Source organism: Streptomyces racemochromogenes (assembly GCF_039535215.1).
GTDB lineage: Bacteria > Actinomycetota > Actinomycetes > Streptomycetales > Streptomycetaceae > Streptomyces > Streptomyces racemochromogenes.
In genome coordinates this window covers 2,759,128-2,783,800 of sequence record NZ_BAAAWT010000001.1, presented here as the reverse complement: position 1 = coordinate 2,783,800, position 24,673 = coordinate 2,759,128, and the positions used below count along the sequence as shown (strand labels likewise).

Genomic DNA, 24,673 nt, shown 5'->3' with positions numbered 1-24,673 from the left:
TCCCTCGGGCATCGCGGCCTTACTGTTGATGAAGACCCGTTTTCGAAGGTGGAAGGTCCCCGTTCATGGTTCAGCTGAAGACCCCCGAGCAGATCGCGAAGATGCGGGAGGCAGGGCTGGTCGTCGCCGCGATCCACGCGGCGACCCGTGAGGCGGCCGTGCCGGGCGCCACGACGCGGGACCTGGACATGGTGGCCCGGAAGGTGATCGCCGACGCCGGCGCGAAGTCGAACTTCCTCGGGTACGGCGGTTTCCCCGCGACCATCTGCACCTCGGTGAACGAGGTCGTCGTCCACGGCATCCCGGACGACAAGACGGTCCTGAAGGACGGCGACGTCATCTCCATCGACGCCGGCGCGATCGTGGACGGCTGGCACGGCGACGCGGCGTACACGGCCTTCGTGGGCACGGGTCACGCTCCGGAGCTGGTCGAGCTGTCCCGCGTCACCGAGGAGTCGATGTGGGCCGGCATCGCGGCCATGAAGGCCGGCAACCGCCTGGTGGACATCTCGAAGGCGATCGAGGGCTACATCAAGCGCCAGCCGCGGCCGTCGACCGGTGAGCACAGCCTGGGCAAGTTCGGGATCATCGAGGACTACGGCGGCCACGGCATCGGTTCCGAGATGCACATGGACCCGCACCTGCTGAACTACGTCTCGCGCAAGCGGGGCAAGGGCATCAAGCTGGTGCCGGGCCTGTGCCTGGCGATCGAGCCGATGGTCTCCCTGGGCACCGCCCAGACGGAGGTACTGGCGGACGACTGGACGGTCATCACCACGGACGGCACCTGGTCCTCGCACTGGGAGCACTCGGTCGCCCTGACCGAGGCCGGTCCGATCGTCCTGACCAGCCCGGACTGCGGCAAGGCGAAGCTGGCCGAGTACGGGGTCACGACGGCCCCGGACCCCCTCGGGTAGTCCCCGCTTAATGATCTAGACTCGTGGGCAAACTTTCCGGATTCGTCTTTCTGGGTGCCCTGACGTAGACTGACTCGTCGGCTCACGTGCATTTCCATGCCCTGCATGGGGTGCGGAGCCGATCAAGGTAGCCGATTCGAAAGGCGAAGCGTGGCCAAGAAGCAAGGTGCCATCGAGATCGAGGGCACCGTGATCGAGTCCCTCCCGAACGCCATGTTCAAGGTGGAACTCCAGAACGGTCACAAGGTCCTCGCGCACATCAGCGGCAAGATGCGTATGCACTACATCCGCATCCTTCCCGATGACCGGGTCGTTGTGGAGCTGTCTCCGTACGACCTGACGCGTGGCCGGATCGTCTACCGATACAAGTAGATCTTGTCCTCACTCCTGCCTGGGCATCCGTCCCGGTGCGGGTGGTGGCACTGACCCGGAGAACCTCACCAACATGAAGGTCAAGCCGAGCGTCAAGAAGATCTGCGACAAGTGCAAGGTGATCCGCCGTCACGGTCGGGTCATGGTCATCTGCGACAACCTGCGCCACAAGCAGCGCCAGGGCTGACGCACGCCGACCGACCTGCACTACGCAGTTCTTCGCGCGACGTAAGAAAACGTACATAAGCAGAACCCGCCCAGCCCTCAGGGGCCGGCGGCACCTCCGGCGGGGGCCGGGGACCCGGACGTACCACTGCCCACAAGGGTGGTCGGCGGTCGGGAGCGGTTCTGTTGCAGACCCCCGAACACACAGGAGCCATTGAATGGCACGCGTTTCCGGTGTTGACATCCCGCGCGAAAAGCGTGTGGAGATCGCACTCACCTACGTCTTCGGTATCGGGCGCACCCGGTCCAAGGAGATCCTCGCCTCCACCGGCGTGAACCCGAACACCCGCGTTCGTGACCTGGCCGAAGAGGACCTCGTCAAGATCCGCGAGTACGTGGACGCCAACCTCCGTACCGAGGGTGACCTCCGCCGCGAGATCCAGGGCGACATCCGCCGCAAGATCGAGATCCAGTGCTACCAGGGCATCCGCCACCGTCGTGGCCTGCCGGTGCACGGTCAGCGCACCAGCACGAACGCGCGTACCCGCAAGGGCCCGCGTCGCGCGATCGCCGGTAAGAAGAAGCCGGGCAAGAAGTAGTCCTGTTCAGCGGTCTTGCGCTGTAGGACCGACCACCTCCCGTAGGAGTAAGAGATGCCCCCCAAGGGTCGTCAGGGCGCTGCCAAGAAGGTGCGCCGCAAGGAAAAGAAGAACGTCGCTCACGGGCACGCCCACATCAAGAGCACGTTCAACAACACCATCGTCTCGATCACGGACCCGTCCGGCAACGTGATCTCCTGGGCCTCCGCCGGCCACGTCGGCTTCAAGGGCTCGCGCAAGTCCACCCCCTTCGCCGCGCAGATGGCCGCCGAGTCGGCCGCCCGCCGCGCGCAGGAGCACGGCATGCGCAAGGTCGACGTCTTCGTCAAGGGTCCCGGCTCCGGCCGTGAGACCGCGATCCGCTCCCTCCAGGCCACCGGCCTCGAGGTCGGCTCGATCCAGGACGTCACCCCCACCCCGCACAACGGCTGCCGCCCGCCGAAGCGCCGCCGCGTCTGACGCAGCGGACGCACCTGTGCGTTCTTGAGTGTCCGGGCGGTACGAACCCTTCGGGGGACGTGCCGCCCGTACCCTTGTAAGTCCGCGGCCTCCGGGCCGCACCCGTCGGGCGTCAAATAGTGGGCGTCCACGACTGAAGGAAAAGACATGCTTATCGCTCAGCGTCCTTCGCTGACCGAAGAGGTCGTCGACGAGTACCGCTCGCGGTTCGTGATCGAGCCGCTGGAGCCGGGCTTCGGCTACACCCTCGGCAACTCCCTGCGCCGTACCCTCCTGTCCTCCATCCCGGGTGCCGCTGTCACCAGCATCCGCGTGGACGGCGTCCTGCACGAGTTCACCACCGTGCCGGGCGTCAAGGAAGACGTCACGGACATCATCCTCAACATCAAGCAGCTGGTCGTCTCCTCGGAGCACGACGAGCCGGTCGTGATGTACCTGCGCAAGCAGGGTCCCGGCCTGGTCACCGCTGCCGACATCGCGCCCCCGGCCGGTGTCGAGGTGCACAACCCGGACCTGGTCCTCGCCACGCTCAACGGCAAGGGCAAGCTGGAGATGGAGCTGACCGTCGAGCGCGGTCGCGGCTACGTCTCCGCCGTCCAGAACAAGCAGCTGGGCCAGGAGATCGGCCGCATCCCGGTCGACTCCATCTACAGCCCGGTCCTCAAGGTCACCTACAAGGTCGAGGCGACCCGAGTCGAGCAGCGCACCGACTTCGACAAGCTGATCGTCGACGTCGAGACCAAGCAGGCCATGCGCCCGCGCGACGCCATGGCGTCCGCCGGCAAGACCCTGGTCGAGCTGTTCGGTCTGGCCCGCGAGCTCAACATCGACGCCGAGGGCATCGACATGGGCCCGTCCCCGACGGACGCCGCCCTGGCCGCCGACCTGGCGCTGCCGATCGAGGAGCTGGAGCTCACCGTTCGGTCGTACAACTGCCTCAAGCGCGAGGGCATCCACTCCGTGGGTGAGCTCGTCGCCCGCTCCGAGGCCGACCTGCTCGACATCCGCAACTTCGGTGCGAAGTCGATCGACGAGGTCAAGGCGAAGCTGGCCGGCATGGGCCTGGCCCTCAAGGACAGCCCGCCCGGATTCGACCCGACCGCCGCCGCCGACGCCTTCGGCGCCGACGACGACGCGGACGCCGGTTTCGTCGAGACCGAGCAGTACTGATCAAGCTTGCGGGGGGCTCGCGCCCCCCGCACCCACCCCCTCGCGACCGCTGGGGGGAACTGACACCGGTACCTGACACGGCCGGTGCAGATGTGAAGGAGTAACAATGCCGCGTCCCGCAAAGGGTGCCCGCCTGGGCGGCTCCGCCGCGCACGAGAAGCACCTCCTCGCGAACCTCGCGAAGGCGCTCTTCGAGCACGGCCGCATCACCACCACCGAGGCCAAGGCCCGCCGCCTGCGTCCCTACGCCGAGCGTCTGGTCACCAAGGCCAAGAAGGGCGACATCCACAACCGTCGCCTGGTGCTGCAGACGATCACGGACAAGAGCATCGTGCACACGCTGTTCACCGAGATCGCCCCGCGCTACGAGAACCGCCCCGGTGGTTACACGCGCATCACCAAGATCGGCAACCGTCGCGGCGACAACGCCCCGATGGCCGTGATCGAGCTGGTCGAGGCCCTGACCGTGGCCCAGCAGGCCACCGGTGAGGCCGAGGCCGCCACCAAGCGCGCGGTCAAGGAGGCGGAGGCCAAGGCCGAGGCCACCGAGACCGAGGCCGTCGAGGAGACCAAGGAGGCCTGATCCCGTACCGGGATCGAGCTTGCTTGATCGGCTCTGAACGGGCCCGCCCCTTCCCGGGGCGGGCCCGTTCTGCATTGCTGTGCTTCTGAGAGGATCTGTCACGTGAGTGACGAGGTGGAGCCCGGGCACGTCCGGGTACGGCTGGACCTGAGCTACGACGGCAAGGACTTCTCCGGCTGGGCGAAGCAGCGCACGCTGCGGACCGTCCAGGGCGAGCTGGAGAGCGCCCTGCAGACCGTGATGCGGCTGCGGGAGCCCGTCGAGCTGACCGTGGCCGGCCGGACCGACGCCGGGGTGCACGCCCGCGGGCAGGTCGCGCAGTTCGACCTCGCCGAGGAGGTGTGGGCCGAGCACCACGACAAGCTGCTGCGCCGCCTCGCGGGCCGCCTCCCGCACGACATCCGGGTGTGGAAGGCCGCCGAGGCCCCCGAGGGCTTCAACGCCCGCTTCTCCGCCATCTGGCGCCGCTACGCCTACCGGGTCGGCGACCACCAGGCGGGCGTGGACCCGCTGCGCCGCGGGCACGTGCTGTGGCACCAGTGGCCGCTGGACGTGGACGCCATGAACCGGGCCGCGGCCGCGCTCGTCGGCGAGCACGACTTCGCCGCGTACTGCAAGAAGCGCGAGGGCGCCACCACCATCCGCACCCTCCAGCAGCTCAGCTGGGAGCGCGGGGAGGACGGCGTCATCACGGCGACGGTCCGCGCGGACGCGTTCTGCCACAACATGGTCCGCTCGCTGGTCGGAGCCCTGCTCCACGTCGGTGACGGGCACCGGCCCGTCGAGTGGCCCGGGCAGGTGCTGGCCGCCGCCGTACGGGACTCCTCGGTGCACGTGGTCAAGCCGCACGGGCTGACCCTGGAAGAGGTCGGCTACCCGGCCGACGAGCTGCTGGCCGCCCGCAGCAAGGAAGCGCGGAACATGCGGACGCTGCCGGGCGCGGGCGGCGGCTGCGGGGGCTGCTGAGCCCTCCGCCCCGCCGGGGGGACGCAAACCGGTTGGGCGGATCACCGCCCGACCGGGACAATGCCCCGCATGGGACATCTCGAAGCCAGCCACCTGGAGTACTACCTTCCCGACGGGCGGGTCCTGCTCCCCGACGTCTCCTTCCGCGTGGGGGAGGGGTCGGTGGTGGCCCTGGTGGGCGCGAACGGCGCCGGCAAGACCACCCTGCTCAAGCTGATCTCGGGCGAGCTCCAGCCGCACGGCGGCGGCGTCGCCATCAGCGGCGGCCTGGGGGTGATGTCCCAGTTCGTGGGCTCGGTCCGGGACGAGACGACCGTACGGGACCTGCTGGTCTCGGTGGCGCAGCCGCGGATCCGGGAAGCGGCGAAGGCCGTGGACCACGCCGAGCACCTGATCCTCACGGTCGACGACGAGGCCGCGCAGATGGCGTACGCGCAGGCGCTCAGCGACTGGGCCGACGTACAGGGCTACGAGGCGGAGACCCTGTGGGACGTGTGCACCACGGCCGCGCTGGACATCCCCTTCGACCGCGCCCAGTACCGCGAGGTGCGCACGCTGTCGGGCGGTGAGCAGAAGCGGCTGGTGCTGGAGGCGCTGCTGCGGGGGCCGGACGAGGTGCTGCTGCTGGACGAGCCGGACAACTACCTCGACGTCCCGGGCAAGCGGTGGCTGGAGGAGCAGCTGAAGGCGACCCGCAAGACGGTGCTCTTCGTGTCGCACGACCGGGAGCTGCTGTCCCGGGCCGCCGAGAAGATCATCAGCCTGGAGCCGAGCCCGACGGGTACGGACGTCTGGGTGCACGGCGCGGGCTTCGACACGTACCACCAGGCCCGCAAGGAGCGCTTCGCCCGCTTCGAGGAGCTCAAGCGGCGCTGGGACGAGGAGCACGCCCGTCTGAAGGCCCTGGTCCTGCGGCTGCGGAACCAGGCCGCGAGCAGCCCGGACATGGCCTCGCGGTACCGGGCGATGCAGACCCGCTTCCAGAAGTTCGAGGAGGCCGGGCCGCCGCCGGAGCCGCCGCGCGAGCAGGAGATCAGGATGCGGCTCAAGGGCGGCCGGACGGGCGTGCGCGCTTTGACCGTGGAGAACCTGGAGCTGACCGGCCTGATGAAGCCGTTCTCGCTGGAGGTCTTCTACGGCGAGCGGGTCGCGGTGCTCGGCTCGAACGGTTCCGGGAAGTCGCACTTCCTGCGGCTGCTGGCGGGCGAGGACGTCAAGCACACCGGTGACTGGAAGCTGGGCGCGCGGGTGCTGCCCGGCCATTTCGCGCAGACGCACGCGCACCCGGAGCTGTTCGGGCGCACGCTCGTCGACATCCTGTGGACGGAGGCGGCGAAGCCGCTGGGCGCGGCCATGGCGGTGCTGCGCCGGTACGAGCTGGAGCGCCAGGGCGAGCAGAAGTTCGAGAAGCTCTCGGGCGGCCAGCAGGCGCGTTTCCAGATCCTGCTGCTGGAGCTGGCCGGTACGACGGCGCTGCTGCTGGACGAGCCGACGGACAACCTCGACCTGGAGTCGGCGGAGGCCCTGCAGGACGGTCTGGAGTCGTACGAGGGGACCGTGCTCTGCGTGACGCACGACCGCTGGTTCGCCCGGAGCTTCGACCGCTACCTGGTCTTCGGTTCGGACGGTGTCGTGAGGGAGACTCAGGAACCCGTCTGGGACGAACGGCGGGTCGAGCGCAAGCGCTGAGGGGGAGTGCCGTGGGGCTGCGGCCGAGCATCTGGCTCATGCGGTGGCGGCAGCCGTCCACGGCGGTGCGGGTGACCGCGTGGCTGCTCGGGCCGGCGCCCCGGCCGTGGCGGGTGGTGTCGGCCGGGGTCCTGGTGTTCCTGGCGGTGTCCACGAGCCTGCGGGCGAACTGGGGCTCCGACAACGCCTTCGTGGTCAAGGCCGCGCGGACGCTGCTGGACGGCGGCTCGCCGTACGAGGACAAGCGGTTCCTGTACCTGCCCAGCGCGGTGCTGGTGGCGGTGCCCGAGGCGCTGCTGCCGCGGGAGGTGCTGCGCTGGCTGCTGCCGGCGGGGATGACGGGGCTGCTGGGCGCGGGCTGGCTGGCGGCGCTGAGGCTGTTCTCGGTGCCGCTGCGCTCGCGGCTGGCGGTGGGCGGGTTCGCGGTGCTGGCGCTGGCCTACAAGCCGTACGCGAACCTGGTGCTGATCGGGAACTGGACGGCGGTCTCGGCGGCCGCGCTGCCCTGGGCGCTGCTGCTCGCGCACCGGGGGAGGTGGGGGGCGGCCGGGCTGGTGGTGGGGCTGGCCATCGCCTGCAAGCCGATGCTGGTGCCGGTCGGGGTGCTGTTCCTGCTGGCCCGGCGGTGGCGGGGGCTGGCGGTGGCGGTGCTGGTGCCGCTGGGTGCGTCGCTGGCGGGGGCGCTGGTGATGCCGAGCCCGTCGCTGTTCTTCACCAAGACGCTGCCGTTCCTCTTCCAGGGGCAGGACGCCTACGCGCTGCCCTGGGACGCCTCGCCGATCGCGGTGCTGCCGCGGCTGGGGGTGCCGCAGCCGGTGGCGGTGGCGTTGGCCTTCGCGGGGGCCGGGGCCGGGCTGTGGGCGGCGCGGACCCGCTGGCGGCGGCCGGATCCCGAGGGTGACGGGGGTGAGCTGAGGCTCGTGGAGACGGCCTGCGGGGTGATGCTCGCCGCATTCCTGGTCTCGCGGCCCTCCTTCGACCACTACCTGCTGGTGGTGCTGCCGCTGCTGCTCGCGTCGGGGGTGCGGGCGGGCTCGGTGCCCCGCTCGCCCTGGTTCTGGCTGGCCCTCGCACCGCAGGCGGCGCTGGTCCCGTGGCCGGACGAGCTGGCCGGAAAGCGGCGTGCCTTCAAGGACATGGCGACCCTGTGCGGGCTGTCGGGTCTGCTGGTGCGTCGTGCACTGCTCTCCGGTCGGGTTATTCTGGAGCCCGTAACAACTGCGGGGTCCCCACCCAGGACCGAACCGGAGTGCGCCGCGACGCCAGCAGAATCGGCATCGCGGACCGCGTTTTGACCCGTACGGGTCTGCTTGGGTATCCTGCTGGTTTGTTATGCGTATTGGCTTTCTCATTCTCACGTGAAAGGGCCTTACGCCGGTCCACCGGACCGATGACCAGCGGTTTTCACTCGGGTGCGTCCCCGATGTGAACGAGGGCTGTCGTGATCGTCCGTGGTGACCCTGTCAGGACCCTTCCCGCGGGGCTTAGGCCCTATGGGATGACCCACCACTGAAGAAGCGAAGGCATACGCGTGCGTACGTTCAGCCCCAAGCCCGGCGACATCTCGCGCCAGTGGCTCGTCATTGACGCCCAGGACGTCGTCCTCGGCCGTCTGGCGACCCAGGCCGCTGCCCTCCTCAAGGGCAAGCACAAGCCGACTTACGCCCCCCACATGGACATGGGCGACTTCGTCATCATCATCAACGCCGACAAGGTTCACCTGTCCGGCAACAAGGCCTCCCAGAAGATGGCCTACCGCCACTCCGGCTTCCCGGGCGGTCTGCGCTCCGTGCGCTACGACGACCTGCTGGCGAACAACCCGGAGAAGGCCGTCGAGAAGGCCGTCAAGGGCATGCTCCCGAAGAACTCCCTGGGCCGTCAGATGCTCTCGAAGCTGAAGGTCTACTCGGGCGACCAGCACCCGCACGCTGCCCAGCAGCCGGTGCCGTTCGAGATCACCCAGGTCGCGCAGTAGTTCCGGCCACCCCCCTAAGACGTAGAGAATTCTGAGGAGCATCGTGGCCGAGACCACCGCCGAGACCCCCGTCGACGAGTTCGAGGGCGTCGAGGAGTACACCACCGAGTCGGACGTCGTCGTCGAGGGCGACTACACCTCCGAGTCGCTTGCCGGTCGCTTCGGTGACCCCCAGCCGGCCGCCGGCCTGGGCCGTCGCAAGAACGCCATCGCCCGCGTCCGGATCGTTCCGGGCACCGGCAAGTGGAAGATCAACGGTCGCACCCTTGAGGACTACTTCCCCAACAAGGTGCACCAGCAGGAAGTCAACGAGCCCTTCAAGCTCCTCGAGCTTGACGGCCGCTACGACGTCATCGCCCGCATCTCGGGTGGCGGCGTCTCCGGTCAGGCCGGCGCCCTGCGCCTCGGCGTGGCCCGCGCGCTGAACGAGGCGGACGTGGACAACAACCGCCCGGCGCTGAAGAAGGCCGGCTTCCTCTCCCGCGACGACCGTGCGGTCGAGCGCAAGAAGGCCGGTCTCAAGAAGGCCCGTAAGGCTCCGCAGTACAGCAAGCGTTAATCTGCGCCTGCTGTTCAGCAACGAAACCGCCCCGGCAGCACTCTCTGTGCTGCCGGGGCGGTTCGTTTACCGCCAAAAGCGGCAAACAACTGTCACTAGCGGTCACCAAGCGAAGCTTGAACTCGGGAGGACAACAGTGGGACGACTCTTCGGGACGGACGGTGTACGAGGCGTCGCCAACGCGGATCTGACGGCTGAGCTCGCGCTCGGCCTCTCCGTGGCGGCCGCACATGTACTGGCCGAGGCGGGCACCTTCGAGGGCCACCGGCCCACGGCCGTCGTCGGCCGCGACCCCCGCGCGTCCGGCGAATTCCTGGAGGCCGCGGTCGTCGCCGGCCTCGCCAGCGCCGGCGTGGACGTCCTGCGCGTCGGTGTGCTGCCCACCCCGGCGGTGGCGTATCTCACCGGTGCGCTGGGTGCCGACCTCGGCGTCATGCTCTCCGCCAGCCACAACGCCATGCCCGACAACGGCATCAAGTTCTTCGCGCGCGGCGGCCACAAGCTCGCCGACGAGCTGGAGGACCGCATCGAGTCCGTGTACGAGGAGCACCGCACGGGCGCGCCCTGGCAGCGTCCCACCGGCGCCGGCGTCGGCCGCGTGTCCGACTACGACGAGGGCTTCGACAAGTACGTCGCCCACCTCATCGGCGTCCTCCCCAACCGCCTCGACGGCCTGAAGGTCGTCCTGGACGAGGCCCACGGCGCGGCCGCGTACGTCTCGCCGGAGGCCTTCACCCGGGCCGGCGCGGAGGTCGTCACGATCGGCGCCGAGCCCGACGGCCTGAACATCAACGACGGCTGCGGCTCCACCCACCTGGACCTGCTCAAGCGGGCCGTGGTCGAGCACGGCGCCGACTTCGGCGTCGCCCACGACGGCGACGCGGACCGCTGCCTGGCGGTGGACGGCAACGGCGCCGAGATCGACGGCGACCAGATCCTCGCCGTCCTGGCGCTGGCCATGCGCGAGGCCGGACAGCTGCGCGGGAACGCCGTGGTCGGCACCGTCATGTCCAACCTGGGCTTCAAGCTCGCCATGGAGGCCGAGGGCATCCAGGTCGTGCAGACCGGCGTCGGCGACCGGTACGTCCTGGAGGCCATGAAGGAGCACGGCTACGCCCTGGGCGGCGAGCAGTCCGGCCACGTGATCATCCTCGACCACGCGACGACCGGCGACGGCACCCTGACCGGCCTGATGCTGGCGGCGCGCGTCGCGGCCACCGGCCGCACGCTGGCCGAGCTGGCCGGGGTCATGCAGCGGCTGCCGCAGATCCTGATCAACGTCCCGGACGTGGACAAGTCCCGCGTCGCCACCTCGGCCGAGCTGGCCGTGGCCGTCACCGACGCCGAGCGCGAGCTGGGCTCCACCGGCCGGGTGCTGCTGCGGTCCTCCGGTACCGAGCCCCTCGTCCGGGTGATGGTGGAGGCCGCCGACATCGAGCAGGCCCGCACGGTCGCCGGGCGGCTCGCGGACGCCGTGAAGTCGGCGCTCGGCTAGCGGTCCCCGCTGCCCCGTGGCGCACCCGGCGGGCGGATCATCCGCGCGTGCCGGGTGCGCCACAGCGGTTTCCACCCGAGCGGTTTCCACCCGAGCAGGTTCGGCAGCGGCCGCTCCCGGTGCTACAGCTTGCGCAGGCTCAGCTTCTGCACCTTGTGGTCGGGTCCCTTGCGCACGACGAGGGTGGCGCGGCCGCGGGTGGGGGCCACGTTCTCCAGCAGGTTGGGCTTGTTGATGGTCCGCCACATGGTCTGCGCGTACTCCAGGGCCTCCTCCTCGGAGACTTGGGTGTACTTGCGGAAGTAGGAGAAAGGATTCTGGAACGCGGTCTCGCGCAGCTTCCGGAACCGGTTGAGGTACCAGCGCTCGATGTCCTCGGGGCGCGCGTCCACGTACACGCTGAAGTCGAAGTAGTCGGCGAGACCGACGCGGGTACGGCCGTCCTTGCCCGGCAGCGCGGGCTGCAGGACGTTCAGCCCCTCGACGATCAGGATGTCCGGGCGGCGTACGACGAGCTGCTCGCCCGGCACGATGTCGTAGATCAGGTGCGAGTAGACCGGGGCCGTCACCTCGTCCTTGCCCGCCTTGATGTCGGCGACGAAGCGGGTCAGCGCCCGGCGGTCGTAGGACTCCGGGAAGCCCTTGCGGGAGGTCAGGCCCCGCCGCTGGAGCTCCTTCATCGGGTACAGGAAGCCGTCCGTGGTGACCAGCTCGACGCGGGGGTGCTCGGGCCAGCGGGCCAGGAGGGCCTGGAGCAGACGGGCCACGGTGGACTTGCCGACGGCGACGGAGCCGGCGACCCCTATGACGAAGGGGGTGCCCTGCTGGGCGCCGTGGCCGTTGCCGGCGTCGCCGAGGAAGGTGTTCAGGGTGCCGCGGAGGTTGCTGGTGGCGCCGACGTACAGGTTCAGCAGGCGGGACAGCGGCAGGTACACGTCCCGCACCTCGTCGAGGTCGATGACGTCGCCCAGGCCCCGCAGCCGCTCCACCTCCTCCGCGGTCAGGGGCAGCGGGGTCCGCTCGCGCAGGGCGCTCCACTCGGCCCGGGTGAGGTCGACGTACGGAGACGGGTCCTGGGCCCGGCGGGGACCCGGGCGCTCCGTTGCGCGGTCCGGTGTACAACGCGTCGGCGAGGTGATCACACCGCCATTGTCGGGGCTCCGGGGCCCTCGTGGGTGGTGGGGTCGGTCACGTGGCGGGTGGCGGCCGGGAAAACAGGGGTTGGCGGGGGTCGGTCGGGGTCGCGGCGGGGTGGTGCACGCGTGCGTACCGATCGGAGGCCCGGCCGGTCTCGTGCGCATCACGATTCGGCGGGATCATCCGAAAACCCGTTCGCGTGATCGATCGGACGCCGTACATTGTTCGTCGCCGTGGCGCCGACCTGCGCCCTGACGGCGTTCGTTTCCTGGGGGAGATCCTTCGTGCGTACCGCGTTCGTCCGTCATGCCGTCCTGACCGCTACGGCCGTCTCCCTGAGCCTGCTGGCCACCGCCTGCGGCTCCGGCTCCGGTGACTCGGGCAAGAAGGACGACGCCAAGGCGGGCCCGCAGCAGTCCGCCCCCGCGGCCGCCGCGGCCAAGGGGAAGTCGGCCGCCGAGCTGGCGCCGCTGCTGGTCGCCCAGGCCGACCTGCCCGAGCACAAGGTCGAGGCGGACGCGGCGGCGAAGGCCGCCGCCGGGGCGAACGCCACCGCCGACAAGGCCGAGTGCAACCCGCTGGTCCAGCTCCAGACCCTGGTCCCGGTCGGCAAGCCGGCCGGCACCGCGACGATCGCCGCGACGGAGAAGCAGAAGAAGCCGTCCGAGGGCGCGAGCCTGGACGACAAGCTCGACGCGCTCAAGGGCGGCCTGGCCGTCACCCGCACCTCGGTGGGCCTCGCCTCGTACGACGGCAAGGGCGCCGAGGAGGCCTTCGGCGCGCTGAAGACCGCGAGCACGGCCTGCGCGGCCGGCTACACGGTCACCCAGGACGCCGAGAAGACCAGGATCGAGAAGGTCGCCCCCTCCGCCGCCGTCACGGGCGGTGACGAGGCCCTGGCCTACAACACCGTGATGGACCTGAAGGACGGCGCCAAGGCCACGATGCAGTTCGTGGTCGTGCGCAAGGGCAACACCCTGGCCACCTTCTACGCGATGAACCTGACGGGTGCGGCCGCCCAGCCGAAGGCGGTCGTGGAGGCGCAGGTCAAGAAGCTCGGATGAGAGGCGTCCGCGCGCGGCGCGCGGCCGCACGGGGAGCGTGGGCGGTCTCCGGTCTGACGCTGGCCCTGCTGGCCACCGGCTGCGGGACCGCCCGGCCCGGCATGGTGGTGGAGATCGTCCCGGCGGAGCTGCCCGCCGACGCGGCCGATCACGCCTCGAAGGGGAGGGCGCAGGAGCCCCCGGCACGGCTGATCGTGGCGCAGGGCGACCTGGTGGACCACAGGGTCAGCCCCGAGGGGGCGGACAGCCCCCTGGTGGGCGTGGACCGGCCGGAGTGCCGGGAGCTGGCCTTCGCGGCCGCCGGTTTCCTGCCGACGGGCCGGACCGGCTGGGCCAAGGCGTCGGTGGTCGCCGTACCGGCGCCGCTGCCGCACGACGCCACGGAACGGCAGAAGCGGGCGGCCGCCCAGGACGCGGCCAGCTCCACCGTGACGGTGGTGACCCTCGGTTCGTACGCGGGGAACGCGGCCGTCCGGCACTTCGCCGAGGTACGGGCCGCGGGCGAGGCCTGCACGGACGGCTACTCCGCGACGGTCGGCGGGGAGACCGTCAAGGTGACGCGGGTCGTCCCGCACGCCGCGCACGGCGGCGACGAGGCGGTCGGCTACACGGTGGAGACCGAGCAGGACGGCGAGCACCACGCCACCGAGCTCGTGGTGGTGCGCAAGGGCGGTACGCTCGCGAACCTCGTGGCGGGCCGGACCTCCGGCGAGGCGGAGCTCGCGGCTCCGGTGGTCGAGGCACAGCTGGTCAAGCTGGGCTGAGAGCCTTCGAACGATCGGCTCGAAAACATCGTCAACCCCGCTCCGGTGGATTCGCCGGGGCGGGGTTTTCGTCTTGTTCGGGTACGGGGCAGACGGGCGGCCACGGCGTACGCTGCCGCCTATGTGCGGAATTGTGGGTTACGTAGGGGCGCAGTCTGCGCTCGATGTGGTCATCGCCGGACTGAAGCGGCTGGAGTACCGCGGCTACGACTCGGCCGGGGTCGCCGTGCTCGCCGACGGGGCGCTCGCCAACGTCAAGAAGGCCGGGAAACTCGTCAACCTGGAGAAGGAACTGGTCAGTCGGCCCCTGCCGGCCGGCTCCACGGGCCTCGGGCACACCCGGTGGGCGACCCACGGCGGGCCCACCGACGTCAACGCCCACCCCCACCTGGACAACTCCGGCCGGGTGGCGGTCGTGCACAACGGCATCATCGAGAACTTCGCCGCGCTGCGCGCCGAACTCGCCGAACGCGGCCACCGGCTGGAGTCCGAGACGGACACCGAGGTGGTGGCGCACCTGCTGGCCGAGCGCTTCGAGGCGGCCGGCGGCGCCGGGGGAGCGGGCCTCGCGGAGGCGATGCGGCAGGTGTGCCGGCGGCTGGAGGGCGCCTTCACCCTGGTCGCGGTGCACGCCGACGAGCCGGAGGTGGTGGTCGGCGCGCGCCGGAACTCCCCCCTGGTGGTGGGCGTTGGAGAGGGTGAGAACTTCCTCGCCTCGGACGTGGCCGCGTTCATCGCCCACACCCGGTCCGCGATCGAGCTGGGGCAGGACCAGGTCGTCGAACTCCGCCGCGACGGGGTCACGGTGACCGGCTTCGACGGTGCGCCCGCGACCGTGCGGGCGTACCACGTGGACTGGGACGCCTCGGCGGCCGAGAAGGGGGGCTATGACTACTTCATGCTCAAGGAGATCGCCGAGCAGCCGAAGGCCGTCGCCGACACGCTGCTGGGCAGGATCGACGCGAGCGGCCTGCTGACGCTGGACGAGGTGCGCATCCCCGCCTCGGTGCTCCGGGAGGTCGACAAGGTCGTGATCGTGGCCTGCGGTACGGCCTACCACGCGGGCATGATCGCGAAGCTGGCCATCGAGCACTGGACCCGCATCCCGTGCGAGACGGAGCTGGCCAGCGAGTTCCGCTACCGCGACCCGATCCTCGACCAGCGGACGCTGGTGATCGCGATCTCGCAGTCCGGCGAGACCATGGACACCCTGATGGCGCTGCGGCACGCGCGCGAGCAGGGCGCCAGGGTGCTGGCCGTCTGCAACACGAACGGCTCGACCATCCCCCGCGAATCGGACGCCGTGCTGTACACGCACGCCGGTCCGGAGGTGGCCGTCGCCTCCACGAAGGCGTTCCTGACGCAACTGGTCGCCTGCTACCTCGTCGCGCTCTACCTCGGGCAGGTGCGGGGCACGAAGTGGGGCGACGAGATCCGGGCGGTGGTCCGGGAACTGTCGGACATCGCCGCCGCGGTGGACACGGTGCTGGAGACGATGGAGCCGGTACGGGCCCTGGCGCGCTCCCTCGCCGACAAGGACACCGTGCTCTTCCTCGGCCGCCACGTCGGCTACCCGGTGGCACTGGAGGGCGCGCTCAAGCTCAAGGAGCTGGCGTACATGCACGCCGAGGGCTTCGCGGCGGGCGAGCTCAAGCACGGGCCGATCGCGCTGATCGAGAAGGACCTGCCGGTGGTGGTCGTCGTACCTTCGCCGCGCGGGCGCTCGGTCCTGCACGACAAGATCGTCTCGAACATCCAGGAGATCCGGGCGCGCGGGGCACGGACCATCGTGATCGCGGAGGAGGGAGACGAGGCCGTGGTCCCGTACGCGGACCACCTGATCCGGATCCCGGCGACGCCGACGCTGCTCCAGCCGCTGGTGGCGACGGTGCCGCTCCAGGTGTTCGCGTGCGAACTGGCGACCGCGCGGGGCAACGAGGTGGACCAGCCACGTAACCTCGCGAAGTCCGTGACGGTGGAGTAGTTGGGGTTGTCGTTGTGATTGTCGGTGTGGGGATCGACGTTGCCGAGATCGAGCGGTTCGGCGCGGCACTGGAGCGGACGCCGCAGATGGCTCGGCGTCTCTTCCTCGAATCCGAACTGACGCTGCCGAGCGGCGAGCGGCGCGGTACCGCTTCGCTCGCCGCCCGGTTCGCGGCCAAGGAAGCCCTGGCCAAGGCGCTGGGCGCGCCCGCCGGGCTGCTGTGGACCGACGCCGAGGTGTACGTCGAGGACACCGGACAGCCCCGGCTGCGGGTGTCCGGCACGGTCGAGGCACGGGCGCGGGCGCTCGGGGTGAAGTCCTGGCACATCTCCCTCAGCCACGACGCCGGCGTCGCGTCGGCGGTGGTGATCGCCGAAGGTTAGTGCATGCGTACTGCCTACAGCGTGGAGACCGTACGGGCCGCCGAGCGCGAGCTCATGGCACGGCTGCCGGAGGGCGCCCTGATGGCCCGGGCGGCGGCCGGACTGGCCGCCGTGTGCGCGCAGTTGCTGGCGCGGCGCCGGGGCCGGGTCTACGGGTCCCGGGTCGTGCTGCTCGCCGGCCCCGGGGACAACGGCGGCGACGCGCTGTACGCGGGTGCCCGGCTGGCGCGCCGCGGGGCCGCGGTGACGGCGGTGCCGATGGACCCGGCGCGGATCCACCCCGGCGGACTGGCCGCGCTGCGGGCCGCCGGGGGACGCGTCGCGGAGGCGGTGCCCGCGCGGGCGGACCTCGTACTGGACGGGCTCACCGGGATCGGCGGCCGGGGCGGGCTGCGGCCGACGGCGGCCGCGCTGGCGGAGCGGATCCCGGCGGGGGCGCTCGTGGTCGCCGTGGACCTGCCGAGCGGCGTCGACGCGGACACCGGGGAGGTCGCCGGCCCGGCGGTGTCGGCCGACGTGACGGTCACCTTCGGCGCCTGCAAGCCCGGGCTGCTGATCGACCCCGGGGCCTCGCGGGCGGGCGCGGTGCGGCTCGTCCCGATCGGGCTGGAACTGCCGGACCGGGCGGAACTGGAGGCGCTCCAGCACGCCGACGTGGCGCGGCTGCTCCCGCTGCCGGGGGCGTCGAGCGACAAGTACCGGCGGGGCGTCGTCGGGGTCGTCGCCGGATCGGAGCAGTACCCGGGCGCGGCCGTGCTCGCCGTGGCGGGGGCGCTGCGGGGCGGCGCGGGCGCGGTGCGGTACGTGGGCCCGGCGGCGGACGCGGTGCTGGCCCGGTACCCGGAGGTGCTGGTCGGGCCGGGGCGGGTGCAGGCCTGGGTGGTCGGCCCCGGGCTGGGCTCAGGGCGGGCCGCCGAGGTCGAACGGGCCCTGGCGGACCGGGACGTACCGGTGCTGGTCGACGCGGACGGGCTGCGCGGGCTGGACCCGGAGGTGGTGCGCGCACGCCGGGCGGCGACCCTGCTGACCCCGCACGCGGGGGAGGCGGCGGCGCTGCTGGGGGTGGCGCGGGAGGAGGTCGAGGCGGGGCGGCTGGCCGCCGTGCGGGGGCTCGCGGGTCGGTACGGGGCGGCGGTGCTGCTGAAGGGGTCGACGACGCTGGTCGCCTCCGGCGGGGTGGTGAGGGTGAACCCGACGGGGACGCCCTGGCTGGCGACCGCCGGGAGCGGGGACGTGCTGTCCGGGCTGGCGGGGGCGCTGCTCGCCGGTGGGCTGTCGGGGGGTGACGCGGGGGCGGTGGCCGCGTATCTGCACGGGCTGGCGGGCCGGTTCGCCGCCGGGGCGCCGGCCGCTGGTGGGGCGGCCGGCCGGGGTGCGCCGGTGGTGGCGCAGGAGGTCGCCGCCGCGCTGCCGGAGGCGTGGCGGTCGGTGCGGGGCTGACCCGGCCGGGGGGCAGGCCCTGCGGGGCTGGTCCCCTACCCGCCCTTCGCCCGTTCCCCGGGGCTGCGCCCCGGACCCCCCGGGGGGCTGCGCCCCGGACCCCCCGGGGGGCTGCGCCCCGGACCCCCCCGGGGGCTGCGCCCCGGACCCCCCCGGGGGCTCCGTCCCGGACCCCCGCGCCTCAAACGCCGGCGGGGCTGGGGGTGGCCGACGGGGCTGGGGGTGGGCGGGTCGGGCCGATTGGGTGGTTCGGTCGTGAAGGGGGGCGCAGCATGCCCGATCATCGGTCCGTACGGGTTCTGAGAGACTGTGGGCGATGAACGAGACACCGATGCGCGTGTACGCCGAGATCGATCTTGACGCGGTACGGGACAACGTGCGCGCCCTGCGCGCGCGGGCGCCCCGGGCCGAGCTGATGGCCGTCGTCAAGTCGAATGCCTACGGGCACGGTGCCGTCCAGTGCGCCCGCGCAGCCCAGGAGGCCGGTGCCACCTGGCTCGGCACCGCCACCCCCGAGGAGGCGCTCGCCCTGCGCGAGGCCGGGATCCGGGGGCGGATCATGTGCTGGCTCTGGACCCCCGGCGGGCCCTGGCGGGAGGCCGTCGAGGCCGACCTCGACGTGTCCGTCAGCGGGATGTGGGCCCTGGACGAGGTCCGCGCCGCCGCCCGCGCGGCCGGCCGTCCCGCCCGCATCCAGCTCAAGGCCGACACCGGCCTCGGCCGCAACGGCTGCCAGCCCGCCGACTGGGCCGAGCTCGTCGGCGCGGCCGTCGCCGCGCAGGCCGAGGGCACCGTCCAGGTCACCGGCGTCTGGTCCCACTTCGCCTGCGCCGACGAGCCCGGCCACCCCTCCATCCGGCTCCAGCTCGACGCCTTCCGCGACATGCTGGCCTACGCCGAGAAGGAGGGCGTCGACCCCGAGGTCCGGCACATCGCCAACTCGCCCGCGACGCTGACCCTCCCCGAGACCCACTTCGACCTCGTCCGCACCGGGATCGCCGTCTACGGCGTCTCCCCCTCGCCCGAACTCGGCACCCCCGCCCAGCTCGGGCTGCGCCCCGCCATGACCCTCAAGGCCTCCCTCGCGCTGGTCAAGACGGTCCCCGCCGGGCACGGCGTCAGCTACGGCCACCACTACGTCACCGAGTCCGAGACGCACCTCGCCCTCGTCCCCGCCGGCTACGCCGACGGCATCCCGCGCAACGCCTCCGGCCGCGGCCCGGTGCTCGTGGCCGGCAAGGTCCGCCACGCCGCGGGCCGGATCGCCATGGACCAGTTCGTCGTGGACCTCGGCGAGGACCTGGCCGAAGCGGGCGACGAGGCCGTGGTCTTCGGCGACGCCGAGCGCGGCGAACCGACCGCCGAGGACTGGGCCCAGGCCGCCGGCACCATCGCGTATGAGATCGTCACCCGTATCGGAGGCAGGGTGCCGCGGGTCTACCTCGGCGGCTGAGCGGGCCGGACGGGCCCGGCGGGGAGGACGGCGACGCCGTGAGCGAGAACTGGCGCAAGGCCGGCTGGGCCGGCGCCGCCATCGGTGTGCTGGCGGCGGGCGCCGCGGCCGGTGTCGCGGTCGAACGGATCACCGTGGGGCGCGGCATCAGGATGAAGGCGCGCCTCGCCCTCGACGCCGCCGGGGACTTCGGCTCGCTGCGCGGGACCGAGGGCGGCTGCCGCGCCGAGGACGGCACCGAGCTCTACTACGAGGTCGACGAACCGCCCGCGGACGGCAAGAAGCGCCGCCTGCGGCGCAAGAACCCGGCGGAGGGCGCCACCGTCGTCTTCTGCCACGGCTACTGCCTCTCCCAGGACTCCTGGCACTTCCAGCGCGCCGCCCTGCGCGGCGTCGTCCGCTCCGTGTACTGGGACCAGCGCAGCCACGGCCGCAGCGCCCGGGGCCTGGCCCAGGCCGACGGCGTGCCGGTGACCATCGACCAGCTCGGCCGCGACCTGAAGGCCGTCATCGACGCGGCCGCGCCCGAGGGCCCGCTCGTCCTCGTCGGCCACTCCATGGGCGGCATGACCGTCATGGCGCTGGCCGAGCAGTTCCCGGAGCTGGTACGCGACCGGGTGCTGGGCGTGGCCTTCGTCGGCACCTCCGGCGGCCGGCTCGACGAGGTGACGTACGGGCTGCCGTCCATGGGGCTGGGTGCGGTGCGCCGCATCCTGCCCGGGGTGCTCAAGGCGCTCGGTTCCCAGGTCGAGCTGGTGGAGAAGGGCCGCCGGGCCACCGCCGACCTCTTCGCCGGCATGATCAAGATGTACTCGTTCGGCTCCCGCGACGTCGACCCCGGTGTCGCGCGCTTCGCCGAGCGGCTCATCGAGGCGACCCCGATCGACGTGGTCGCGGAGTTCTACCCGGCCTTCCAGACGCACGACAAGAGCGCCGCCCTCCAGCGGTTCGCGGACGTCCCCGTCACCGTCGTCGCCGGGGACCGGGACATGATCACCCCGGCCGAGCACAGCGTGGCCATCAAGGAGCAGCTCCCGGCCGCCGAGCTGGTGGTGCTGGAGGACACCGGGCACCTGATGATGCTGGAGCGCCCCGACCTCGTGACGGGGCTGCTGACCGGCCTGCTCGCGCGCACCGGAGCCGTCCCCGCAGCGGCTAACGTTGGGGGACATGGAAGAAGTACCGCGGGAAGCGCCACGCAGCCCGGCCGCTGAGGCCCTGGCCGAGGCCGCCGCAGAAACCCTGATCACCGTCGACTCGCCCGCCTCCATGCAGGACCTGGGCCGCAGGATCGCCGGCCTGCTCCGCCCCGGCGACCTGGTCCTGCTGACCGGCGAACTCGGCGCGGGCAAGACCACGCTGACCCGCGGGCTGGGCGAGGGCCTGGGCGTGCGGGGGGCCGTGACCTCGCCGACCTTCGTGATCGCCCGGGTGCACCCGTCGCTGGGCGACGGTCCGCCGCTGGTGCACGTGGACGCGTACCGCCTCGGCGGCGGGCTCGACGAGATGGAGGACCTGGACCTCGACGTCTCCCTGCCCGAGTCCGTGGTCGTCGTGGAGTGGGGCGACGGCAAGGTCGAGGAGCTCTCCGACGACCGGCTGCACGTGGTGATCGGCCGCGCCGTCGGGCACGAGGAGGTCCTGGACGACGTGCGCGAGGTCGCGCTGCGCGGCGTCGGCGAGCGCTGGGCCGGCGCGGAGCTGGCGGGGCTGGCGGCGCGGTAGCCCGCCGGGACGCCGTGGTTCCGGCCACCGCCGCGACAACGTACCGACAACTCGTCGGGAAAATATTGCGTTGGCGCGGGCTCGCGTGATGACATGGTACCGAGCGCTGGTTAGGTGTGCCTAAGTACGGCGTCCCGGGGTCTCAGGAGGCAGCCATGTCGGCAGCAGGAGCAGAGCGAGCGCCCGTCGTGTCCATGCGGGCCCTGCTCGCGGCGGGCGTGGCCGCCACGGCGGTCTCCACGCCGCCCGCGCGCGCCGGGGCCGGACCCGAGGCGGAACCCGGAGCGGAACCCGGAGCCGAGACCGGGCCGGGAGCGGGGGCCGGGGCCGGAACGGGGGCCGCCGGGACCGGGATCGACGCCGGACGGGCCGCCCCGGAGCCCGAGGCGGCCTGATACCCACGTTCGGGTGAACCGCGCCGCGTGTCCCCGCGCGGGGACGCCGGGGAGGGGGCCGGCCGTCAGGCGACGACGACGACCTTCGTGTCGCGCGTCGCGAACGCCCACATCGCGTCGCCGTCCGCGCGCGCCATGCGGATCCCGCCCGTCTTCTTCGCCGCGTCCGGCTCCGGCATCGTGCCGTCCACGCGGGCGCTGAAGCCGATCGCGATCCCGTCGGTGGTGGTGAACCGCACGACGTGCTCGATCGGCACCCCGTCCGTGCCGGTGACCGTCGCCGAACGCGAGACGACCATGTAGCTGCCGGGCACCGGGTGCACCGTGCTCGGCATCACCGCGAACGTCTTCGGCTCCTTGCCGTCCTCCGGGACCAGCCACACCCGCTTCTGCGACACCGAGTACACCACCCGCGTGCCCGTACCCGACTCGGCCGGCAGCGCCGTCGGCTTCGCCGGCTCCTGCTTGGCCGGGGGCTGGTTCTGCGCCCCGGCCGGGGCCTGCCCGGCGGGCTTCGCGGGATGCGCCGGCGCGGTCGCGGAAGCCTGGTAGCCCAGGAAGCCGATCGCGGCGAGCGCCGCCGCGGTGAGCCCGGCCACGATTCCCGAGCTGCTGCGTGCCACCTTGCTCCACCTCTCCGCGCCTCGGGCCGTCGAACTGTCGGGCGACCCGCGTGTGTACCCGGTCGAAAGGTAGCAGCCGGGCCCCCGCACCGACCGGCCGCAAGGCCCGGGGGCCGGGGAGTCGTAGGCTGTTCGCGTGCTCTTGCTCGCCGTAGATACCGCCACGCCCGCCGTCACCGTCGCCCTGCACGACGGGGAATCCGTCCTCGCCGAGTCGAACCAGGTCGACGCCCGCCGCCACGGGGAGCTCCTGCTGCCCTCCGTCGACCAGGTCCTCGCCGAGGCCGGGGTCAAGCTCGAAGCCGTCACCGGCATCGTCGTCGGCGTCGGCCCCGGCCCCTACACCGGGCTCCGCGTCGGCCTCGTCACCGCCTCCACCTTCGCCGCCGTCCTCGGCGTCCCCGTGCACGGCCTGTGCACCCTCGACGGCCTCGCCCACGCGGCCGGCGCCGCCGGGATCGAGGGCCCCTTCACCGTCGCCACCGACGCGCGGCGCAAGGAGGTCTACTGGGCGCGCTACGAAGACCCGCGCACCCGCGTCGGCGAGCCCGCCGTCGACCGCCCGGCCGACATCGCCGAGCAGGTCGCCGGCCTCCCCGCCGTCGGGCAGGGCGCCACCCTCTACCCGGACGTCTTCCCCGACGCCCGCGGGCCCGTCCACCAGTCGGCCGCCTCCCTCGCCGCCCTCGCCGCCGAACGCCTCGCGGCGGGGGAGGCGTTCCTGCCCCCGACGCCGCTCTACCTGCGCCGCCCCGACGCGCAGGTGCCCAAGAACTACAAGGTGGTCACCCCGCAGTGACGGCCCCGACCGCGGTGCTCCGCGAGATGCGCTGGTGGGACATCGAGCCGGTGCTGGAGCTGGAACACGAGCTGTTCCCCGACGACGCCTGGTCGGCCGGGATGTTCTGGTCCGAGCTCGCCCACGCGCGCGGCCCGCAGGCCACCCGCCACTACGTCGTCGCCGAAGAGCCGGGCACCGGCCGCGTCGTCGGCTACGCCGGACTGGCCGCCGCCGGCGACCTGGGCGACGTACAGACCATCGCGGCCGCCAAGGACCAGTGGGGCACGGGCCTCGGCGCCCGGCTCCTCACCGACCTGCTGCGCGCCGCCACCGCCTTCGAGTGCGCCGAGGTGCTGCTGGAGGTACGGGTGGACAACACCCGCGCCCAGCGGCTCTACGAGCGGTTCGGCTTCGAGCCGATCGGCTTCCGGCGCGGCTACTACCAGCCCGGCAACGTCGACGCGCTCGTGATGCGCCTGACCGACCCGGCACAGACCCGAAACGAAAACCCTGAGAGCAGTGAGAGCAATGGCTGACGAACCGCTCGTCCTCGGCATCGAGACCTCCTGCGACGAGACCGGCGTCGGCGTCGTCCGCGGCACCACCCTGCTGGCCGACGCGGTCGCGTCGAGCGTCGACGAGCACGCCCGCTTCGGCGGGGTCGTGCCCGAAGTGGCCTCCCGCGCCCACCTGGAGGCGATGGTCCCCACCATCGAGCGCGCCCTGAAGGAAGCCGGGGTCAGCGCCCGCGACCTCGACGGCATCGCCGTCACGGCCGGCCCCGGCCTCGCGGGGGCGCTGCTGGTGGGCGTCTCGGCGGCGAAGGCGTACGCGTACGCGCTCGGCAAGCCGCTGTACGGGGTCAACCACCTCGCCTCCCACATCTGCGTCGACCAGCTGGAGCACGGGCCGCTGCCCGAGCCCACCATGGCGCTGCTGGTCTCCGGCGGGCACTCCTCGCTGCTCCTCGCCCCGGACATCACCAGCGACGTACGGCCGCTGGGCGCGACCATCGACGACGCGGCGGGCGAGGCCTTCGACAAGATCGCGCGCGTGCTGCAGCTCGGCTTCCCCGGCGGTCCCGTCATCGACCGGCTGGCGAAGGAGGGCGACCCGAAGGCCATCAGCTTCCCGCGCGGCCTGACGGGCCCGCGCGACCCGGCGTACGACTTCTCCTTCTCCGGCCTGAAGACGGCGGTCGCCCGCTGGATCGAGGCCAAGCGCAACGCGGGCGAGGAGGTGCCGGTGCGCGACGTGGCGGCGTCCTTCCAGGAGGCCGTGGTGGACGTGCTGACGCGCAAGGCGATCCGCGCCTGCAAGGACGAGGGCGTCGACCACCTGATGATCGGCGGCGGCGTGGCGGCCAACTCGCGGCTGCGCTCGCTCGCGCAGGAGCGCTGCGACGACGCGGGGATCATCCTGCGGGTGCCGCGGCCGAAGCTGTGCACCGACAACGGCGCGATGGTGGCGGCGCTGGGCGCGGAGATGGTCAAGCGCAACCGGCCGGCCTCCGACTGGGACCTGTCGGCGGACTCCTCGCTGCCGGTGACGGACCCGCACGTCCCGGGCACGTCGCACGGCGACGGCGGCGACGGCCATGGCCACGGCGATGGCCACAGCCACTCCCACGACCACGTGCACGAACTCAGCAAGGACAACCTCTACTCGTGAGCACCGTCGCGCTGATGTGGGAGGCCCGGGCCGTCGACGGCCGGGGCAACGAACTCCTGGAGTGGGCCCGGGCGCAGGTACTGGCCCGGGAGCCGGTGCGCCGGGAGGTGCTGCGGGCCGCGCAGGAACGGGTGCTCGTGATCACCTGGTGGGAGGCCCCCGAGGGCCTGGCGGCGGACCTGCCCGAGCTGCCCGAGCCGGCCGCGGACCTGATCACCCGGGCGGTGCACCGCTGGCGGTTCGAGTCCGTGGAGGCCACGGGCGCCGGCTGAGCCCCTGGTCGGGGCGGTGGTCGAGGAGGGCT

General features: G+C 72.2%; 28 protein-coding genes. 26 read left to right on the top strand and 2 right to left on the bottom strand.

Annotation, left to right across the window (positions count from 1 at the left end):
* The first annotated feature begins 65 nt into the window (after positions 1–65).
* From map to glmM, 13 genes are all read left to right on the top strand, one after another.
* Entirely contained in the window at positions 66–917 is an 852-nt protein-coding gene (gene map, locus ABD973_RS12640; RefSeq protein WP_125594705.1) for a type I methionyl aminopeptidase, read from the top strand.
* A 150-nt stretch (positions 918–1,067) separates the two neighbouring features.
* Positions 1,068–1,289 carry a translation initiation factor IF-1 gene (gene infA / locus ABD973_RS12635; RefSeq protein WP_003956442.1) on the top strand — a complete coding sequence of 74 codons (222 nt, stop codon included), beginning with the start codon at positions 1,068–1,070 and terminating at the stop codon, positions 1,287–1,289.
* 73 nt (positions 1,290–1,362) lie between these two features.
* Positions 1,363–1,476 (top strand): 50S ribosomal protein L36, encoded by a 114-nt coding sequence (gene rpmJ / locus ABD973_RS12630; RefSeq protein ID WP_003956441.1) that lies wholly within the window; start codon positions 1,363–1,365, stop codon positions 1,474–1,476.
* A 196-nt stretch (positions 1,477–1,672) separates the two neighbouring features.
* Positions 1,673–2,053 (top strand): 30S ribosomal protein S13, encoded by a 381-nt coding sequence (gene rpsM / locus ABD973_RS12625; protein ID WP_007265919.1) that lies wholly within the window; start codon positions 1,673–1,675, stop codon positions 2,051–2,053.
* Between the two features lie 54 nt (positions 2,054–2,107).
* Positions 2,108–2,512, top strand: coding sequence for a 30S ribosomal protein S11 (gene rpsK, locus ABD973_RS12620; RefSeq protein WP_003956432.1), 405 nt, complete (start codon positions 2,108–2,110; stop codon positions 2,510–2,512).
* A gap of 147 nt (positions 2,513–2,659) precedes the next feature.
* Positions 2,660–3,682, top strand: coding sequence for a DNA-directed RNA polymerase subunit alpha (locus ABD973_RS12615; protein ID WP_007265920.1), 1,023 nt, complete (start codon positions 2,660–2,662; stop codon positions 3,680–3,682).
* A 106-nt stretch (positions 3,683–3,788) separates the two neighbouring features.
* A complete protein-coding gene (rplQ, locus tag ABD973_RS12610; protein WP_007265921.1) occupies positions 3,789–4,265 on the top strand; it encodes a 50S ribosomal protein L17 in 477 nt (158 codons plus the stop codon).
* A 102-nt stretch (positions 4,266–4,367) separates the two neighbouring features.
* Positions 4,368–5,231: a tRNA pseudouridine(38-40) synthase TruA gene (gene truA / locus ABD973_RS12605; protein WP_125594704.1), complete on the top strand. Its 864-nt coding sequence runs from the start codon at positions 4,368–4,370 to the stop codon at positions 5,229–5,231.
* A gap of 69 nt (positions 5,232–5,300) precedes the next feature.
* Positions 5,301–6,920: an ABC-F family ATP-binding cassette domain-containing protein gene (locus tag ABD973_RS12600; protein ID WP_125822123.1), complete on the top strand. Its 1,620-nt coding sequence runs from the start codon at positions 5,301–5,303 to the stop codon at positions 6,918–6,920.
* Between the two features lie 38 nt (positions 6,921–6,958).
* Positions 6,959–8,215, top strand: a complete 1,257-nt coding sequence (locus tag ABD973_RS12595) for a glycosyltransferase family 87 protein (protein ID WP_345500129.1) — start codon at positions 6,959–6,961, stop codon at positions 8,213–8,215.
* 236 nt (positions 8,216–8,451) lie between these two features.
* Positions 8,452–8,895 (top strand): 50S ribosomal protein L13, encoded by a 444-nt coding sequence (gene rplM, locus ABD973_RS12590; RefSeq protein WP_125594701.1) that lies wholly within the window; start codon positions 8,452–8,454, stop codon positions 8,893–8,895.
* Positions 8,896–8,938: 43 nt separating this feature from the next.
* Complete coding sequence (gene rpsI, locus ABD973_RS12585; protein WP_045945298.1) at positions 8,939–9,454, top strand: 30S ribosomal protein S9; 516 nt, start codon at positions 8,939–8,941, stop codon at positions 9,452–9,454.
* 136 nt (positions 9,455–9,590) lie between these two features.
* Entirely contained in the window at positions 9,591–10,949 is a 1,359-nt protein-coding gene (glmM, locus tag ABD973_RS12580) for a phosphoglucosamine mutase (protein WP_345500128.1), read from the top strand.
* 122 nt (positions 10,950–11,071) lie between these two features.
* On the opposite strand, the gene coaA is transcribed toward glmM, so the two are convergent.
* On the bottom strand, positions 11,072–12,091 hold the full coding sequence (gene coaA, locus ABD973_RS12575) for a type I pantothenate kinase (protein WP_125822125.1): 1,020 nt from the start codon (positions 12,089–12,091) through the stop codon (positions 11,072–11,074).
* 279 nt (positions 12,092–12,370) lie between these two features.
* Between coaA and ABD973_RS12570 the strand changes: the two genes are divergently transcribed.
* From ABD973_RS12570 to ABD973_RS12530, 9 genes are all read left to right on the top strand, one after another.
* Positions 12,371–13,150 (top strand): hypothetical protein, encoded by a 780-nt coding sequence (locus tag ABD973_RS12570; protein ID WP_125604285.1) that lies wholly within the window; start codon positions 12,371–12,373, stop codon positions 13,148–13,150.
* Positions 13,147–13,914: a hypothetical protein gene (locus ABD973_RS12565; protein ID WP_125822127.1), complete on the top strand. Its 768-nt coding sequence runs from the start codon at positions 13,147–13,149 to the stop codon at positions 13,912–13,914. Before ABD973_RS12570 ends, ABD973_RS12565 begins: the two co-directional genes overlap by 4 nt.
* A 121-nt stretch (positions 13,915–14,035) precedes the next feature.
* Positions 14,036–15,898, top strand: coding sequence for a glutamine--fructose-6-phosphate transaminase (isomerizing) (gene glmS, locus ABD973_RS12560; RefSeq protein ID WP_125604281.1), 1,863 nt, complete (start codon positions 14,036–14,038; stop codon positions 15,896–15,898).
* 14 nt (positions 15,899–15,912) lie between these two features.
* Entirely contained in the window at positions 15,913–16,281 is a 369-nt protein-coding gene (locus tag ABD973_RS12555) for a holo-ACP synthase (protein ID WP_125604279.1), read from the top strand.
* A gap of 3 nt (positions 16,282–16,284) precedes the next feature.
* Complete coding sequence (locus tag ABD973_RS12550; RefSeq protein WP_125822128.1) at positions 16,285–17,721, top strand: NAD(P)H-hydrate dehydratase; 1,437 nt, start codon at positions 16,285–16,287, stop codon at positions 17,719–17,721.
* 316 nt (positions 17,722–18,037) lie between these two features.
* Positions 18,038–19,174 carry an alanine racemase gene (gene alr / locus ABD973_RS12545; protein ID WP_125822130.1) on the top strand — a complete coding sequence of 379 codons (1,137 nt, stop codon included), beginning with the start codon at positions 18,038–18,040 and terminating at the stop codon, positions 19,172–19,174.
* A 38-nt stretch (positions 19,175–19,212) separates the two neighbouring features.
* Positions 19,213–20,388, top strand: coding sequence for an alpha/beta fold hydrolase (locus ABD973_RS12540; protein ID WP_206436551.1), 1,176 nt, complete (start codon positions 19,213–19,215; stop codon positions 20,386–20,388).
* Positions 20,345–20,899 (top strand): tRNA (adenosine(37)-N6)-threonylcarbamoyltransferase complex ATPase subunit type 1 TsaE, encoded by a 555-nt coding sequence (gene tsaE / locus ABD973_RS12535; protein ID WP_125603566.1) that lies wholly within the window; start codon positions 20,345–20,347, stop codon positions 20,897–20,899. The genes ABD973_RS12540 and tsaE overlap by 44 nt, the downstream gene beginning before the upstream one ends.
* 155 nt (positions 20,900–21,054) lie before the next feature.
* The gene (locus ABD973_RS12530; protein WP_125822132.1) at positions 21,055–21,294 is read left to right on the top strand and encodes a hypothetical protein; all 240 of its coding nucleotides are present in this window, start codon (positions 21,055–21,057) and stop codon (positions 21,292–21,294) included.
* A 65-nt stretch (positions 21,295–21,359) separates the two neighbouring features.
* Here ABD973_RS12530 and ABD973_RS12525 read toward each other — a convergent pair whose 3' ends face one another.
* A complete protein-coding gene (locus ABD973_RS12525) occupies positions 21,360–21,917 on the bottom strand; it encodes a hypothetical protein (protein ID WP_125822133.1) in 558 nt (185 codons plus the stop codon).
* Between the two features lie 136 nt (positions 21,918–22,053).
* Here ABD973_RS12525 and tsaB point away from each other — a divergent pair, with 136 nt between their 5' ends.
* Genes tsaB through ABD973_RS12505 form a run of 4 tightly spaced genes read left to right on the top strand, consistent with a single transcriptional unit; the run spans position 22,054 to position 24,641 of the window.
* Positions 22,054–22,716, top strand: coding sequence for a tRNA (adenosine(37)-N6)-threonylcarbamoyltransferase complex dimerization subunit type 1 TsaB (gene tsaB / locus ABD973_RS12520; RefSeq protein WP_125603563.1), 663 nt, complete (start codon positions 22,054–22,056; stop codon positions 22,714–22,716).
* On the top strand, positions 22,713–23,234 hold the full coding sequence (gene rimI, locus ABD973_RS12515) for a ribosomal protein S18-alanine N-acetyltransferase (protein WP_125603562.1): 522 nt from the start codon (positions 22,713–22,715) through the stop codon (positions 23,232–23,234). Before tsaB ends, rimI begins: the two co-directional genes overlap by 4 nt.
* Positions 23,227–24,369 (top strand): tRNA (adenosine(37)-N6)-threonylcarbamoyltransferase complex transferase subunit TsaD, encoded by a 1,143-nt coding sequence (tsaD, locus tag ABD973_RS12510; RefSeq protein ID WP_345500127.1) that lies wholly within the window; start codon positions 23,227–23,229, stop codon positions 24,367–24,369. The genes rimI and tsaD overlap by 8 nt, the downstream gene beginning before the upstream one ends.
* Positions 24,366–24,641, top strand: a complete 276-nt coding sequence (locus ABD973_RS12505) for a hypothetical protein (RefSeq protein ID WP_185899691.1) — start codon at positions 24,366–24,368, stop codon at positions 24,639–24,641. Before tsaD ends, ABD973_RS12505 begins: the two co-directional genes overlap by 4 nt.
* The last annotated feature ends 32 nt before the right edge of the window (positions 24,642–24,673 follow it).